The following is a 14,982-nucleotide window of genomic DNA, read 5'->3' on the forward strand; positions in this document are numbered from 1 at the left end:
AACTGAATAATATCTATAATTTTCTAATTTTAATTGTTAATCATAATTAAACCGAGAGAAAACCGCGTAATTTAAAGAGTTATAAAACAAGATTAGTTCAAAGATTAATCGCTAAACTCAATTAATCACTTTACCGTAGGTAAAGATAGGTTAAGTTAGGAAGGGCGCATGGTGAATGCCTTGGTACTAGGAGCCGATGAAGGACGGGACTAACACCGATATGCCTCGGGGAGCTGTAAGTAAGCTTTGATCCGGGGATTTCCGAATGGGGCAACCCAATAGTTTTAATCGACTATTATCCGCATCTGAATACATAGGATGTGTGAAGGTAAACGTGGGGAACTGAAACATCTCAGTACCCGCAGGAACAGAAAGAAAATTCGATTCCCTGAGTAGCGGCGAGCGAAACGGGAAGAGCCCAAACCAGGAAGCTTGCTTCCTGGGGTTGTAGGACTGAACATTTGAGTTACCAAAGAACTTGATAGCTGAAGAATCTGGGAAGATTCGCCAGAGAGGGTGATAGCCCCGTAAGTTAAATCAAATTCTCTCAGTTCAGGATCCTGAGTACGGCGGAGCACGTGAAATTCCGTCGGAATCCGGGAGGACCATCTCCCAAGGCTAAATACTACCTAGTGACCGATAGTGAACCAGTACCGTGAGGGAAAGGTGAAAAGCACCCCGGAAGGGGAGTGAAATAGTTCCTGAAACCATGTGCCTACAAGAAGTCAGAGCCCGTTAATGGGTGATGGCGTGCCTTTTGTAGAATGAACCGGCGAGTTACGTTCGTATGCCAGGTTAAGTTGAAGAGACGGAGCCGAAGCGAAAGCGAGTCTGAATAGGGCGATATAAGTATGCGGATGTAGACCCGAAACCAAGTGACCTACCCATGTCCAGGTTGAAGGTGCAGTAAAATGCACTGGAGGACCGAACTCGTGTACGTTGAAAAGTGCTGAGATGAGGTGTGGGTAGCGGTGAAATTCCAAACGAACTTGGAGATAGCTGGTTCTCTCCGAAATAGCTTTAGGGCTAGCCTCGGAATTAGGATCGTGGAGGTAGAGCCACTGTTTGGACTAGGGGCCCATCAAGGGTTACCGAATTCAGATAAACTCCGAATGCCATCGATTTATGTCCGGGAGTCAGACGGTGAGTGATAAGATCCATCGTCGAAAGGGGAACAGCCCAGACCACCAGTTAAGGTCCCTAAATATATGTTAAGTGGAAAAGGATGTGGAGTTGCATAGACAACTAGGATGTTGGCTCAGAAGCAGCCACCATTTAAAGAGTGCGTAATAGCTCACTAGTCGAGTGATTCTGCGCCGAAAATGTACCGGGGCTTAAACATATTACCGAGACTGTGGATGCCACCATTAGGTGGCGTGATAGGAGAGCGTTCTAAGGGCAATGAAGGCAGACCGTGAGGACTGTTGGAGCGCTTAGAAGTGAGAATGCCGGTATGAGTAGCGAAAGATAGGTGAGAATCCTATCCACCGTATGACTAAGGTTTCCTGGGGAAGGCTCGTCCTCCCAGGGTTAGTCGGGACCTAAGCCGAGGCCGAGAGGCGTAGGCGATGGATAACAGGTTGATATTCCTGTACTAGTTAAACTTGTTTGAACAATGGAGGGACGCAGTAGGCTAAGGAAAGCACCCAGCTGGAAAAGGGTGTCCAAGCAGTAAGTCTGAAGTAGAGTCAAATGCTTTACTTCTTAAGGACAAGCTGTGATGGGGAGCGAAATTTAAGTAGCGAAGTTCCTGACGTCACACTGCCGAGAAAAGCTTCTAGTTAGAGTTTAGCTACCCGTACCGCAAACCGACACAGGTAGTCGAGGAGAGTATCCTAAGGTGAGCGAGAGAACTCTCGTTAAGGAACTCGGCAAAATGACCCCGTAACTTCGGGAGAAGGGGTGCTGATCGCAAGATCAGCCGCAGTGAAAAGGCCCAGGCGACTGTTTATCAAAAACACAGGTTTCTGCAAAATCGTAAGATGACGTATAGGGGCTGACGCCTGCCCGGTGCTGGAAGGTTAAGGGAATGAGTTAGCGTAAGCGAAGCTCTGAACTGAAGCCCCAGTAAACGGCGGCCGTAACTATAACGGTCCTAAGGTAGCGAAATTCCTTGTCGGGTAAGTTCCGACCCGCACGAAAGGCGTAACGATCTGGGCACTGTCTCAACGAGAGACTCGGTGAAATTATAATACCCGTGAAGATGCGGGTTACCCGCGACAGGACGGAAAGACCCCATGGAGCTTTACTGTAACTTGATATTGAGTGTTTGTACAGCTTGTACAGGATAGGTAGGAGCCGTAGAATCCGGAACGCTAGTTTCGGAGGAGGCAATGGTGGGATACTACCCTCGTTGTATGAACCCTCTAACCCGCGCCACTAATCGTGGCGGGAGACAGTGTCTGGTGGGCAGTTTGACTGGGGCGGTCGCCTCCTAAAGAGTAACGGAGGCGCCCAAAGGTTCCCTCAGAATGGTTGGAAATCATTCGTAGAGTGTAAAGGCAGAAGGGAGCTTGACTGCGAGACAGACAGGTCGAGCAGGGACGAAAGTCGGGCTTAGTGATCCGGTGGTACCGTATGGAAGGGCCATCGCTCAACGGATAAAAGCTACCCTGGGGATAACAGGCTTATCTCCCCCAAGAGTTCACATCGACGGGGAGGTTTGGCACCTCGATGTCGGCTCATCGCATCCTGGGGCTGTAGTCGGTCCCAAGGGTTGGGCTGTTCGCCCATTAAAGCGGTACGCGAGCTGGGTTCAGAACGTCGTGAGACAGTTCGGTCCCTATCCGTCGCGGGCGTAGGAAATTTGAGAGGCGCTGTCCTTAGTACGAGAGGACCGGGATGGACACACCGCTGGTGTACCAGTTGTTCCGCCAGGAGCATCGCTGGGTAGCTATGTGTGGATGAGATAAACGCTGAAAGCATCTAAGTGTGAAACTCACCTCGAGATTAGATTTCCCATTGCCTTCGGGCAAGTAAGACCCCTGAAAGATGATCAGGTAGATAGGCTAGAAGTGGAAGTGTAGTGATACATGGAGCGGACTAGTACTAATCGGTCGAGGACTTAACCAAGTAGAAGTGGTTGAATCTCGAAGGAAAAATATAGATATTGTTCAGTTTTGAGAGAACAAAAGTTTTCTCAAGTGATAACGTAAGTTAGCACAGAGTGTGGTGACGATAGTGAGAAGGATATACCTGTTCCCATGTCGAACACAGAAGTCAAGCTTCTTAACGCCGAGAGTAGTTGGGGGATCGCCCCCTGCGAGGGTAGGACGTTGCCATGCTAAATGGGGGATTAGCTCAGTTGGGAGAGCATCTGCCTTACAAGCAGGAGGTCACAGGTTCGAGCCCTGTATCCCCCATTATATTTTGAGCCGTTAGCTCAGTTGGTAGAGCATCTGACTTTTAATCAGAGGGTCGACAGTTCGAGCCTGTCACGGCTCATAGCACAAATTAGTGCTATGTTTCATAAAAGTAAATATATGGCATTAATAAGTGATAATGCCGACTTAGCTCAGTTGGCAGAGCATCTGTCTTGTAAACAGGGGGTCGGAGGTTCGAATCCTCTAGTCGGCATATCAATTTTGCGGAAGTAGTTCAGTGGTAGAACATCACCTTGCCATGGTGGGGGTCGCGGGTTCGAATCCCGTCTTCCGCTTAGTAGTAATCCCTTACTACTATAGCAAAGATGCCGGGGTGGCGGAATTGGCAGACGCACAGGACTTAAAATCCTGCGGTTAGTGATAACCGTACCGGTTCGATCCCGGTCCTCGGCACTTATTATGCACCCATAGCGCAACTGGATAGAGTGTCTGACTACGAATCAGAAGGTTGTAGGTTCGACTCCTACTGGGTGCATTGTTTTAACGGGAAGTAGCTCAGCTTGGTAGAGCACCTGGTTTGGGACCAGGGGGTCGCAGGTTCGAATCCTGTCTTCCCGATTAAATGTTTAAATACATTTATTGTTTCAATATATAGATCGCGGTGTAGCTCAGCTGGCTAGAGCGTCCGGTTCATACCCGGGAGGTCGGGGGTTCGATCCCCTCCGCCGCGATAGGGTTAATATACGAACTTGGACCTTTAGCTCAGTTGGTTAGAGCAAACGGCTCATAACCGTTCGGTCGTAGGTTCGAGTCCTACAAGGTCCATCTAGCTTTTGTTAGTATAGGGCAGTAAAACGTATATTTTTATTATGGAGGATTACCCAAGTCTGGCTGAAGGGAACGGTCTTGAAAACCGTCAGGTGGGTCAAACCACGCGAGAGTTCGAATCTCTCATCCTCCTTTCAATTATCGCGGGATGGAGCAGTCTGGTAGCTCGTCGGGCTCATAACCCGAAGGTCGTAGGTTCAAATCCTGCTCCCGCAATTATGGTCCTATGGTCTAGCTGGTTAGGACGCCTGCCTGTCACGCAGGAGATCACGAGTTCGAGTCTCGTTAGGACCGTAAATGGCTCGGTAGCTCAGTCGGTAGAGCAATGGATTGAAGCTCCATGTGTCGGCAGTTCGATTCTGTCCCGCGCCATTCACAATTTAATACCTTTATTATGCGGGTGTAGTTTAGTGGTAAAACCACAGCCTTCCAAGCTGTTGTCGCGAGTTCGATTCTCGTCACCCGCTTTTGTTATATTTTTATATGGGCCTATAGCTCAGCTGGTTTAGAGCGCACGCCTGATAAGCGTGAGGTCGATGGTTCGAGTCCATTTAGGCCCATTTGGAGAAGTACTCAAGTGGCTGAAGAGGCGCCCCTGCTAAGGGTGTAGGTCGCGCAAGCGGCGCGAGGGTTCGAATCCCTCCTTCTCCGTAGCTTGTATATTTTATATTTATGACCCGTTGGTCAAGTGGTTAAGACACTGCCCTTTCACGGCAGTAACATGGGTTCGAATCCCGTACGGGTCATCAACATTTGATTATTAATTAACTTTATATTATCGCGGGATGGAGCAGTCTGGTAGCTCGTCGGGCTCATAACCCGAAGGTCGTAGGTTCAAATCCTGCTCCCGCAATTATGGTCCTATGGTCTAGCTGGTTAGGACGCCTGCCTGTCACGCAGGAGATCACGAGTTCGAGTCTCGTTAGGACCGTTCGCACAAGTAGAAAAAAACAATTAAAACATCTTATTTTAGAATAAGGTGTTTTTTTGTATATAAAAATAATTAAGCTCCTAAAGTAAGTTTGAGCTTCACTTAGAGAACTTTTAATTAATTTCAGTTTAATATCCCGATAAATTAAGTAAAGTTAAATAAGTACCATTTATTTAACAAATAATAACGTTTTAGTTTACAAATGTATTGAATAGAACTACAATGAACCTTGTAAAAAACTTACTAAAAAGAAGTGGAATGAGGGGATTATATGACTGAAAAAATTAATGCATCTGATGCAATGATTAAAGTTTTGGAATCATGGGGAGTTCATAACGTTTATGGTCTACCAGGGGGATCTTTTGATTCGACAATGAATGCTTTGTACAATCGGAAAAGCACCATTAATTATGTTCAAGTTCGACATGAAGAAGTTGGGGCTCTGGCAGCGGTCGGAGAAGCTAAGGTAACTGGTAAACTTGGAGTTACATTTGGATCAGCTGGACCTGGTGCAGTTCATTTACTTAATGGTTTATATGATGCTAAGCATGATCATATGCCTGTATTAGCCTTGGTCGGACAAGTTCCTACAACATTAATGAACACGGACTATTTCCAAGAATTAAATGAAAATCCAATTTTCACCGATGTTGCAGTTTATAATCGAACCGTAATGACTGCTGAACAAATGCCACACGTCGTCGACGAAGCTATTCGCCAAGCTTACAAATATAGTGGGGTAGCGGTAGTTACAATTCCTAAGGATTTAGGTTGGCAACCCATTGAAGATAACTATGTCTCATCAGCTAATCTTTATCAAGCACCAATCTTACCTGAACCAGATGTAAAGCAGGTTGACGAAGCGCTTGAAATTTTGAGTAATGCCAAGCATCCAGTGATGTACATCGGGCAAGGTACAAGAGGAGCTGGATCAGATATTATTGCATTGTCTGAAAAACTGCATATTCCGATTGTTACATCAGCCTTGGCTAAGGGAATTGTCCCCGACAGTTATAAGGCTAACATGGGATCGGCTGGTCGAGTAGCAACTAAACCAGGGGTAGAAGTTTTACAAGCGGCAGATGCTGTAATGTTCGTGGGCTCTGATTTTCCATTCCAGCCTTACTTTGTTGCCCCAGATGCTAAATATATCCAAGTAGATATTGATGCAAGTAAATTTGGTAGAAGACATGTTGTAGATTTGGCTATTTTAGCTGACTCCCATAAATTCCTCAAGGTGATGCTAGAAAAAGCTGAAACTACTGCTGAAAGCAAATGGTATAAGGCAGCATTAGAAAACAAAAAGAATTGGGAAGAATGGAAGAATTCGTTTGTGGGCCAGCAAGATACACCTTTAAATGTTGAAAATGTTTTTGCGAAGATTAATGCTTTAGCAACCGATGATGCTATTTTCCAAGTTGATGTTGGTAATGTAACGATCGATGGCATGCGTTTCCTTAAAGCTGATCAAGCTCAACGATTTACGACCTCAGGTTGGTATGCCACAATGGGTTATGCCTTACCAGCAGCCATTGGAGCACAAGCTGAATATCCAGATCGCCAAGTTTGGTCAATTTCAGGCGATGGTGGATATGCCATGGTAATGCAAGATGTCCTAACTCAAGTTAAGTATCATATGCCTATCATCAATGTTATATTAACAAATGAAAGCTTAGGCTTTATCGAAGCTGAACAAGATGATAGCAAGCAACCACATTCTGGTGTAGATTTGATTGATGCAGATTACGGTACTTCAGCCCAAGCACTGGGGGCAGAAGGATTTGAAGTTCGGACCTACGACGAACTGGAACAAGCCTTTGAAAAAGCGAAAGATCGTAAAGGCCCCGTGGTAATTGATATTAAGATTACAAACTTAAGACCACTTCCTGTTGAACAGCTACTTTTGGATAAAGAAACTCAAGATCCTGAAGCAGTCGAACAATTTGTTAAGAAGTATCATGCTGAATCATTGATTCCTTTCAGAAAATTATTAGAAGAAGCATAATTTAAATGCTAAAAAACGGGCGAAAAAGTCAAAGATTGATTTTTCGTCCGTTTTTATTTGTTTAAGAAATTAATTGATGGTTATAAAAAATGAAGCCAAACCAATTAGAGCAATTAGGACTAGCAAAGTGAAGTTCCGAGGTAGGTGTAATTTAGGAACAAACCAACTAAAAACTGCTAAAATGGGATAAATTAAAGCTGTCCAACTCTTTAAAAGAATAAAAGCAAAAATCGTAATGATTAAAGTTAATGCTAAGGCAAATATTGCAAACTTAAAACTAGTTTTAATAAAAATAGCAAAGAGAATTACGATGATCATCAAGGATAACAATAAGCCCATTTTCAAGAGAATCGAAGTTACAAACCCATTTCGAATGTAGAAAAAGGCAAGTGGGGCTAACGTTCCGACACTAAGCGAAAAAGTAAGTAATCCTACACCATTTTTTTGTTCAAATGGTAGGAAAGTAGTCAGAAATGGCACAAAACTAAGTAACCCTAAAAGTGCAACGTAAGTGTTTTCGCTGAACAGTAGAATTATAAAGGTCAAAATTGGAATAATCGCCAAGGGCGCCATTAAACGTAAATTAGTTTTGTTAGTTAGACGATCGATAGTAAGAAAATTTACCATGAAAGTTGCTAGGAAAAATAATATTTGAATAGAAAGATGCTTACTGAAGATTTCTGAGCTAAAATGGCTACTAAGATACCAAGGTACCACCGAGAGTAACAAAGCATTAATGGCGGGAAGATAACTCTTTTTTTCAATAGGATAATTAAATTTTGGTAGATTGATTTTATTCATATAAAACTCCTTATGTTTCCTGACATTAATCGTATACAAAAGCCGCAGGAACGTCAACCTAACTTTAAAAGAAAGAGTGGGTGTGATAGACTTAGTAAGTTACTAGTGTTCCCGATAGGATTAGTTATCCAAAAGATCCTTGTAACCGAAATTAAATTTAGGGGGAATTTACATGTCAGAAAGACATTTATTTACTTCAGAATCAGTATCTGAAGGACATCCAGACAAGATAGCCGATCAAATCAGTGACTCTATCTTAGATGAACTATTAAAGAACGATCCAGATGCACGAGTTGCTTGTGAAACAACCGTTACGACTGGATTAGTAGTCGTTGTGGGAGAAATCTCAACAACAGCTTACATCGATATCCAAAAGGTGGTTAGAAAGACCATTAAGGATATTGGCTATGTAGGTGGAGAATATGGATTTGATGGCGAAAATTGTGCTGTAATTGTTGCTATTGATGAACAATCTCCAGATATTGCCCAAGGAGTTGATGATTCCTTGGAAACGCGTGAAGGCCATGAAGATCGACTAAACCAAATCGGTGCCGGAGATCAAGGTTTAATGTTCGGATACGCAACTAATGAAACAGAAGAATTAATGCCATTACCAATTATGTTAAGTCATCATTTGATGCAAAGAATTGCTAAACTACGTAAGGAACAAGTTATCAGCTATCTTCGTCCAGATGCTAAGGCTGAAGTGACGGTTGAATATGATGATAATGATCATCCAGTTCGCGTAGATACGGTTGTTTTAAGTACTCAACATGATCCTGACGTAACTTTAGAACAAATTCGCCAAGATGTTATTGAACAAGTTATCAAAGCTGTAATCCCAGCTACTCTTTTAGATGAAAACACTAATTTCTACATCAACCCTACAGGTCGCTTTGTTATTGGTGGACCACAAGGGGATGCCGGTTTGACAGGGCGTAAGATCATCGTAGATACCTACGGTGGGGCCGCTCGTCATGGTGGTGGAGCTTTCTCTGGAAAAGATGCGACTAAGGTGGACCGTTCAGCAAGTTATGCCGCTCGTTACATTGCCAAAAACATTGTAGCAGCTAAGTTAGCTGAAAGGGTTGAAGTTCAGATTGCTTATGCAATTGGGGTCGCAGAACCTGTTTCGGTCATGGTGGATACTTTTGGTACCGGTACGGTTTCGGAAGAAAAATTAACACAAGCCGTTCGTAAGATTTTTGATTTACGACCTGCTGGAATTATTGAAATGTTAGATTTGAAACGTCCAATTTACAAGCAGACGGCTGCTTATGGTCATTTCGGACGGACTGACGTTGAACTACCATGGGAAAAGACGGATAAGGTTGAAGCTTTAAACGACTTTTTTAAAAACTAAAAAATTTGATTAATGGCTGTGTTGATGTCTAAACGGATATTAACACGGCTATTATATTGGTTGAGAGGTAATAAATGGAGAAAAAACAAACAAATGTGGTCGTTGTAACAGTCGCTATTTTTGTTGCAACTTTTATGTCGGCGATTGAAGGAACAATTGTTTCAACAGCGATGCCGACCATTGTAGGAGATTTACATGGCGTTAGTTTGATGAATTGGGTTATTTCAATTTTCCTACTAACTAATGCAATATTTACCCCAATTTACGGGAAGTTGTCTGATATTTTCGGTCGTAAACGAGTGTTTATTTTTGGAATTATTATATTTTTGATTGGCTCGATGTTAAGTGGGATGGCCCACTCAATGGGTTTCTTGATTTTATGGCGCGCATTGCAAGGAATCGGGGCTGGATCGATTATGCCGGTTTCTAATACCATTATTGCTGATATTTATCCGATTGAAAAACGGGCCAAGGTAATGGGACTAAATGGTTCAGCATGGGGAATTGCTTCTATTATTGCTCCGCTATTAGGAGGCTTTATTGTTGATAATCTAAGTTGGCATTGGATTTTCTTTATCAATTTACCGATTGGAATTATCACCATCTTTTTAATTCAGTTCTTCCTTAAAGAAGAGGTTAGTGTCCATAGCAAGAAAATTGACTACCTAGGTAGTTTTTGGTTAATGGTAGCTTTACTGGGACTAATGTACGGTTTCCAATTGATGGGTGAAAGTTCATTCTCATGGATTACATTGGTGATTTCGTTTGTGATTTTCATCGTGGGAGCTGGCTTATTTATTCGTCAAGAAAAACGGGCGGAAGATCCCATTATTTTCCTAGATTTGTTTAACAACCGCACATTTGTAATTCAAAATGTGGCGACGATGTTGGTCTCTGGTTTGTTGATTGGTTTCGAAGTTTACTTACCAAGCTGGACACAAGGAATTTTAGGAGTGCCAGCTTCATTAGCTGGATTTGCAGTAACTCCAAGTTCAATTTTATGGATTTTCGGTTCATTCTTAGCAGGACGGATGATTGTTAAATTAAAGGCCAATCAGATCTTGACCATTAGTTTATCAATCCTAGCTGTTGGTAGCTTATTATTAGCTTTAGTACCGGCTTCAACACCGTTCTTGGCTTTCTTCTTTATTGCAGCTATTTTAGGAGTTGGTTTTGGAATTACAATTACTTCCACATTAGTAATTTCACAGCAATTAGTAACTAAAGATCGGATTGGGGTAGCAACTTCCTTTAATACTTTGGCTAAGACACTGGGCCAAACCATTATGATGTCCGTTTTCGGAATCATTATGAATGGGACGATGAATGCCGGAGTTAAGGCGAACCCTAAAATTAATATGGATATGATGAACAAAGTTATCAATCCTCAAACGGCTAAAACTTTACCAGAAACTTTATTGCCAACGTTGAGAAATGTTTTATATCAAGCTTTGCATAATATCTACATTGGTTGCTTTATTTTGATTGTGGTTGCTTTAATCATTAATGCGTTTGACCGTCGCTCAAAAGATAATATTTAAAAAAATGGATTTAGAACCTAGCTGAGAGGCTAGCCTTCTAAATCCATTATTTTTTACGCTCAATACACAATAAAATGGGCGGATTATTAATCTGGTTGATGAATTCATAGCGTAAACACGAATAGTGATGTTGGTCGAGTTCAGCTACAAATGAAAGTAATTGTTGTAATTCTTCTTGACCTCCAGGATGACCGTAGTAACAAACTAGGATAATACGACCACCAATTTTTAACTGATTTAAACTTTGTTGGACTGCCGAGATAGTGGAAGTGGGATGAGTAATAATTGATTTATCTCCGCCCGGTAAATATCCTAGATTAAAGATGGCCCCAGTAATGGGTTCGGTGACATAATGGTCAATTTGATCATGACTAGCATGGATTAGTTCAACATTAATTAAGGTTTGATGCTGGTGCTCAAACAGAGCTCGAGTTTGCTCTAAAGCTGCTTTTTGAACATCAAAACTAAAAACTCGGCCAGTGCTTTGAACCAATTCACTTAAAAATAAAGTGTCATGACCATTTCCCATAGTGGCATCGATTACCACATCGCCGGGTTGAACAATTTCAGTTAGTAATTGATGACTGTATTGCATGGCATTATCAAGCATTTTTAATTTTCCTTCCATAAAAGAGATAGGTTGTAAATTGAAGAACGATTAAACCAAGTAAGAATCCCGCCGTAACATCCGTTGGAAAATGAACGTTTAAATAAATTCGGGATAGGCCAATGCCTAGCATTAGAATTAAGTAGATTAATGCTAGTAAGTTTCGTTTTAATTGATGATGGACAACTTGGAAAGTGATAAAAATTAGGCTTCCAAATAAAACCATAGCCGCCACTGAATGACCACTAGGAAAACTATAACCACCAATACTGATTAAACGGAATTCGGGGCGTTGGCGTTGAATGATTTGTTTAATTAAATGATTAAGTCCATTTCCGAGGACAATATTACAAGCCAAGAATAAAGCGGCTTTCTTTAGGTGCTTTAGAATTAAAATTAAGCAGACTATCAAGCTGATAATTATGTAAGGAATAGAATTACCTAGCTGGGTATAGATGCTGACCACTTGATTGAATCCAGGCGTTCGGACAGATTGCACCAGACTACTGATGCTGTTGTCATAGGCGTGTACCCAGCTGGGCTTAAAAATAACTAAACTTACGATTAAGATAAATAAAAGCGTAGGTAGAATATTGATTAATAAATGAGTATATTTTCTGCTGTGCATACGTTTCTCCTTTAACTTCATAATTAATTTTAGCATATTGAGTTGTAATGAAGCGTGGAGATTGGTATGATAAACCTAACTAAATATTGTCGATAAAAGAAGTAGTAGTTGGGATGGATATTTTAAGAGACCGAATGGCTAGTGGAAATTCGGAATGACTTTCAACGAACTCGTCTTTAAAATTAACAATCTTGAACCTAAGTAGAGATTGTCGTTTTCCGCGTTAAGGTATTCAAGTGTGCATTTTGCAAAACATAGGTGGTACCGCGGAACTTTTCGTCCTAAGGATTCTTTTTTAGAATCCTTAGGTTTTTTTTTATCGACAAATATAATAATGGAGGAAACTATGGCTTATAATCATAAAGATATCGAACAGAAGTGGCAGCAATTCTGGAGCGACAATGAGACTTTTAAGACGGTCGAAGATGCAGACAAACCCAAATATTATGCATTAGACATGTTCCCTTATCCATCAGGTCAAGGACTCCATGTGGGCCATCCTGAAGGATATACAGCAACAGATATTATGTCACGAATGAAACGTATGCAAGGTTACAAAGTACTTCATCCAATGGGATGGGATGCTTTTGGTCTTCCAGCAGAACAATATGCGATGAAGACGGGTAACAATCCGCGTGATTTTACAGCTAAGAATATTCAAAACTTTAAGCGTCAAATCCAATCACTTGGTTTTTCTTATGACTGGTCGCGAGAAGTTAATACAACTGATCCAGCTTACTACAAGTGGACTCAATGGATTTTTGAGCAACTCTACAAGAAGGGCTTAGCTTATGAAAAAGAAACGCTGGTAAACTGGGCTCCTGATTTAATGGGTGGAACGGTAGTTGCTAACGAAGAAGTTGTGGATGGTAAGACAGAACGTGGTGGGTTCCCCGTTTATCGTAAACCAATGAAACAATGGATTCTTAAAATTACAGCTTACGCCGACCGTTTGATTGACGATTTGGACCTGGTAGATTGGCCCGATAGTATTAAAGAAATGCAAAAAAACTGGATTGGTCGTTCAGTGGGGGCTAGCGTCTTCTTTAATGTTGAAGATAGCGAAAAACAAATTGAAGTATTTACAACGCGTCCAGATACATTATTTGGCGCAACATACTTGGTAATTTCACCAGAACATGACCTCGTTGACCAAATTACAACTCCAGAAAGTAAAGCTGCCGTTGAAGAATACAAGAAAGCTGTTGCAACTAAATCAGATCTTGAACGGACGGATTTGAATAAAGACAAGACGGGAGTCTTCACGGGAGCATACGCGGTTAACCCTGTTAATGGTAAGAAAATTCCAGTTTGGATTAGTGATTACGTATTGGCTTCATACGGAACTGGAGCAGTGATGGCTGTTCCTGCTCATGATGGCCGTGACTACGAATTTGCTAAGAAATTCAAGATAGATATGGTGCCAGTTTATGAAGGTGGCAATCTTGAAGATGGAGTATTGGACAGCGAAGGCGGGCTAATTAACTCTGGATTCCTAGATGGGATGGATAAGCAGACGGCTATTGATACCATGATTAGCTGGTTGGAAGAACATGGAGTTGGTCATAAGAAGGTTAACTATCGTCTTCGTGACTGGGTCTTCTCTCGCCAACGCTACTGGGGTGAACCAATCCCTGTAATTCATTGGGAAGATGGAGAAACAACTTTGATTCCTGAAGATGAATTGCCATTGAGACTCCCAGCTGCAACTGACATTCGTCCTTCCGGTACCGGAGAAAGCCCATTAGCTAATTTAGATGATTGGGTAAACGTAGTTGATGAAAATGGACGTAAGGGTCGCCGGGAAACTAATACAATGCCACAATGGGCGGGTAGTTCATGGTACTTCCTCCGTTACGTTGATCCTAAGAATGATCAAAAGATTGCTGACGAAGATTTACTTAAAGAATGGTTACCAGTCGACTTATATGTTGGTGGAGCTGAACATGCGGTACTTCATTTACTTTATGCACGTTTCTGGCACAAAGTTTTATATGATCTAGGAGTTGTACCAACTAAGGAACCATTCCAAAAATTGGTTAACCAAGGGATGATTCTCGGTAGCAATCATGAGAAGATGTCTAAGTCAAAAGGGAACGTGGTTAATCCAGATGATATTGTTGAGCGCTTTGGAGCGGATACTTTACGATTATACGAAATGTTCATGGGACCTCTGACAGAATCAGTCGCCTGGAGTGAAGATGGGCTTAACGGAAGTCGTAAGTGGATTGACCGCGTCTGGCGCTTGATGATTGACGACGAAAACCAATTGCGTGATCATATTGTTACTGAAAATGATGGCAGTTTGGATATGATTTATAACCAAACTGTTAAGAAGGTAACTGATGATTATGAAAACATGCGCTTTAACACGGCTATTTCACAAATGATGGTCTTTGTTAATGAAGCATACAAGGCTGATAAACTTCCAGCAGTATATATGGAAGGATTAGTTAAGATGTTAGCTCCAATTATTCCGCACGTTGCTGAAGAACTTTGGAGTTTGCTAGGTCACGAAGGTGGTATTTCATACGCTGAATGGCCAACATATGATGAAAGTAAGTTAGTAGAAGCTACAGTTCAAGTCATTCTACAAGTTAATGGTAAAGTTCGGAGTAAGATTACCGTTGACAAGGATATCGCCAAAGAAGAACTTGAAAAATTAGCGTTAGCTGATGCTAAGATTCAACAATGGACGGCAGATAAGACTGTTCGTAAGGTAATTGTTATTCCTAACAAGATTGTTAATATCGTAGTAGGCTAACTAAATCAAAAGTAGGGTCCAGATGTTTTAACAGCATCGTGGACCCTTTTTTTGTAGAAAAATAGTTTGGAAAATGAACTAATTTTGGGAGTTTGGTGGATTTTTTAAGTGTTAGCTGAGCTATCAGCGTAAATTTAATTGTATCGGAGGTATGAATTGTATTAAAATAGTGTAGATTGACTAGAGAAAGT

General features: G+C 41.7%; 7 protein-coding genes, 19 tRNA genes, 2 rRNA genes, 1 riboswitch and 1 other annotated feature. Of the genes, 25 read left to right on the plus strand and 3 right to left on the minus strand.

Translation table 11 applies throughout. The annotated features are described in order from the left end of the window. Window positions 1-148 precede the first annotated feature (148 nt). The 22 genes from PEPE_RS03020 (at window position 149) to spxB (ending at window position 7,087) form a co-directional block, all read left to right on the plus strand. A 23S ribosomal RNA gene (locus tag PEPE_RS03020) occupies window positions 149-3,072 on the plus strand. 95 nt (window positions 3,073-3,167) lie between these two features. Further along, window positions 3,168-3,284 (plus strand): 5S ribosomal RNA (gene rrf, locus PEPE_RS03025). A gap of 5 nt (window positions 3,285-3,289) precedes the next feature. Continuing rightward, window positions 3,290-3,362 (plus strand) — tRNA-Val (locus PEPE_RS03030). 9 nt (window positions 3,363-3,371) lie between these two features. Then, a tRNA-Lys gene (locus PEPE_RS03035) sits at window positions 3,372-3,444 on the plus strand. Window positions 3,445-3,503: 59 nt separating this feature from the next. Further along, window positions 3,504-3,576, plus strand: a tRNA-Thr gene (locus PEPE_RS03040). A 10-nt stretch (window positions 3,577-3,586) separates the two neighbouring features. Continuing rightward, window positions 3,587-3,658, plus strand: a tRNA-Gly gene (locus PEPE_RS03045). Window positions 3,659-3,690: 32 nt separating this feature from the next. After that, window positions 3,691-3,776, plus strand: a tRNA-Leu gene (locus tag PEPE_RS03050). A gap of 8 nt (window positions 3,777-3,784) precedes the next feature. Then, window positions 3,785-3,858, plus strand: a tRNA-Arg gene (locus PEPE_RS03055). A 9-nt stretch (window positions 3,859-3,867) separates the two neighbouring features. Continuing rightward, window positions 3,868-3,941 (plus strand) — tRNA-Pro (locus tag PEPE_RS03060). Window positions 3,942-3,980: 39 nt separating this feature from the next. Further along, a tRNA-Met gene (locus tag PEPE_RS03065) sits at window positions 3,981-4,054 on the plus strand. A 20-nt stretch (window positions 4,055-4,074) separates the two neighbouring features. Next, window positions 4,075-4,148, plus strand: a tRNA-Ile gene (locus tag PEPE_RS03070). A gap of 46 nt (window positions 4,149-4,194) precedes the next feature. Then, window positions 4,195-4,284: transfer RNA gene (locus PEPE_RS03075), tRNA-Ser, on the plus strand. Window positions 4,285-4,293: 9 nt separating this feature from the next. Continuing rightward, a tRNA-Met gene (locus PEPE_RS03080) sits at window positions 4,294-4,367 on the plus strand. A 4-nt stretch (window positions 4,368-4,371) separates the two neighbouring features. Continuing rightward, window positions 4,372-4,445, plus strand: a tRNA-Asp gene (locus PEPE_RS03085). Window positions 4,446-4,450: 5 nt separating this feature from the next. Continuing rightward, a tRNA-Phe gene (locus tag PEPE_RS03090) sits at window positions 4,451-4,523 on the plus strand. 24 nt (window positions 4,524-4,547) lie between these two features. Next, window positions 4,548-4,618: transfer RNA gene (locus tag PEPE_RS03095), tRNA-Gly, on the plus strand. An 18-nt stretch (window positions 4,619-4,636) separates the two neighbouring features. Next, window positions 4,637-4,711: transfer RNA gene (locus PEPE_RS03100), tRNA-Ile, on the plus strand. A 3-nt stretch (window positions 4,712-4,714) separates the two neighbouring features. Further along, window positions 4,715-4,802, plus strand: a tRNA-Ser gene (locus PEPE_RS03105). A 23-nt stretch (window positions 4,803-4,825) separates the two neighbouring features. Next, window positions 4,826-4,897: transfer RNA gene (locus PEPE_RS03110), tRNA-Glu, on the plus strand. 33 nt (window positions 4,898-4,930) lie between these two features. After that, window positions 4,931-5,004: transfer RNA gene (locus tag PEPE_RS03115), tRNA-Met, on the plus strand. Window positions 5,005-5,008: 4 nt separating this feature from the next. Beyond that, window positions 5,009-5,082, plus strand: a tRNA-Asp gene (locus PEPE_RS03120). Between the two features lie 271 nt (window positions 5,083-5,353). Continuing rightward, entirely contained in the window at window positions 5,354-7,087 is a 1,734-nt protein-coding gene (spxB, locus tag PEPE_RS03125) for a pyruvate oxidase (RefSeq protein WP_011673183.1), read from the plus strand. Between the two features lie 69 nt (window positions 7,088-7,156). Here spxB and PEPE_RS03130 read toward each other — a convergent pair whose 3' ends face one another. After that, window positions 7,157-7,888 carry a hypothetical protein gene (locus PEPE_RS03130; protein ID WP_011673184.1) on the minus strand — a complete coding sequence of 244 codons (732 nt, stop codon included), beginning with the start codon at window positions 7,886-7,888 and terminating at the stop codon, window positions 7,157-7,159. A gap of 94 nt (window positions 7,889-7,982) precedes the next feature. Next, a riboswitch (SMK box riboswitch) is annotated at window positions 7,983-8,063 on the plus strand. Between PEPE_RS03130 and metK the strand changes: the two genes are divergently transcribed. Together metK and PEPE_RS03140 are read left to right on the plus strand one after the other, a co-directional pair. Then, window positions 8,061-9,251 (plus strand): methionine adenosyltransferase, encoded by a 1,191-nt coding sequence (gene metK / locus PEPE_RS03135; RefSeq protein ID WP_002833742.1) that lies wholly within the window; start codon window positions 8,061-8,063, stop codon window positions 9,249-9,251. It overlaps the preceding riboswitch by 3 nt. Before the next feature lie 74 nt (window positions 9,252-9,325). Beyond that, entirely contained in the window at window positions 9,326-10,792 is a 1,467-nt protein-coding gene (locus PEPE_RS03140; RefSeq protein ID WP_011673185.1) for an MDR family MFS transporter, read from the plus strand. Window positions 10,793-10,838: 46 nt separating this feature from the next. Here the strand turns inward: PEPE_RS03140 and PEPE_RS03145 are convergent, their stop codons facing one another. Then, complete coding sequence (locus PEPE_RS03145; RefSeq protein ID WP_002833744.1) at window positions 10,839-11,402, minus strand: class I SAM-dependent methyltransferase; 564 nt, start codon at window positions 11,400-11,402, stop codon at window positions 10,839-10,841. Then, window positions 11,395-12,027 carry a phosphatase PAP2 family protein gene (locus PEPE_RS03150; protein ID WP_011673186.1) on the minus strand — a complete coding sequence of 211 codons (633 nt, stop codon included), beginning with the start codon at window positions 12,025-12,027 and terminating at the stop codon, window positions 11,395-11,397. The genes PEPE_RS03145 and PEPE_RS03150 overlap by 8 nt, the downstream gene beginning before the upstream one ends. 80 nt (window positions 12,028-12,107) lie before the next feature. Beyond that, window positions 12,108-12,314, plus strand: a binding site (T-box leader). 59 nt (window positions 12,315-12,373) lie between these two features. Here PEPE_RS03150 and leuS point away from each other — a divergent pair. After that, window positions 12,374-14,791: a leucine--tRNA ligase gene (gene leuS, locus PEPE_RS03155; protein ID WP_002833746.1), complete on the plus strand. Its 2,418-nt coding sequence runs from the start codon at window positions 12,374-12,376 to the stop codon at window positions 14,789-14,791. The last annotated feature ends 191 nt before the right edge of the window (window positions 14,792-14,982 follow it).

The sequence above is a fragment of the Pediococcus pentosaceus ATCC 25745 genome (assembly GCF_000014505.1).
GTDB lineage: Bacteria > Bacillota > Bacilli > Lactobacillales > Lactobacillaceae > Pediococcus > Pediococcus pentosaceus.

Excerpts from the sequence above, each read along its gene's own strand:
- spxB (WP_011673183.1), top strand. The coding sequence starts at position 5,354 with ATGACTGAAAAAATTAATGCATCTGATGCAATGATTAAAGTTTTGGAA.
- PEPE_RS03130 (WP_011673184.1), bottom strand. The coding sequence starts at position 7,888 with ATGAATAAAATCAATCTACCAAAATTTAATTATCCTATTGAAAAAAAG.
- metK (WP_002833742.1), top strand. The coding sequence starts at position 8,061 with ATGTCAGAAAGACATTTATTTACTTCAGAATCAGTATCTGAAGGACAT.
- PEPE_RS03140 (WP_011673185.1), top strand. The coding sequence starts at position 9,326 with ATGGAGAAAAAACAAACAAATGTGGTCGTTGTAACAGTCGCTATTTTT.
- PEPE_RS03145 (WP_002833744.1), bottom strand. The coding sequence starts at position 11,402 with ATGCTTGATAATGCCATGCAATACAGTCATCAATTACTAACTGAAATT.
- PEPE_RS03150 (WP_011673186.1), bottom strand. The coding sequence starts at position 12,027 with ATGCACAGCAGAAAATATACTCATTTATTAATCAATATTCTACCTACG.
- leuS (WP_002833746.1), top strand. The coding sequence starts at position 12,374 with ATGGCTTATAATCATAAAGATATCGAACAGAAGTGGCAGCAATTCTGG.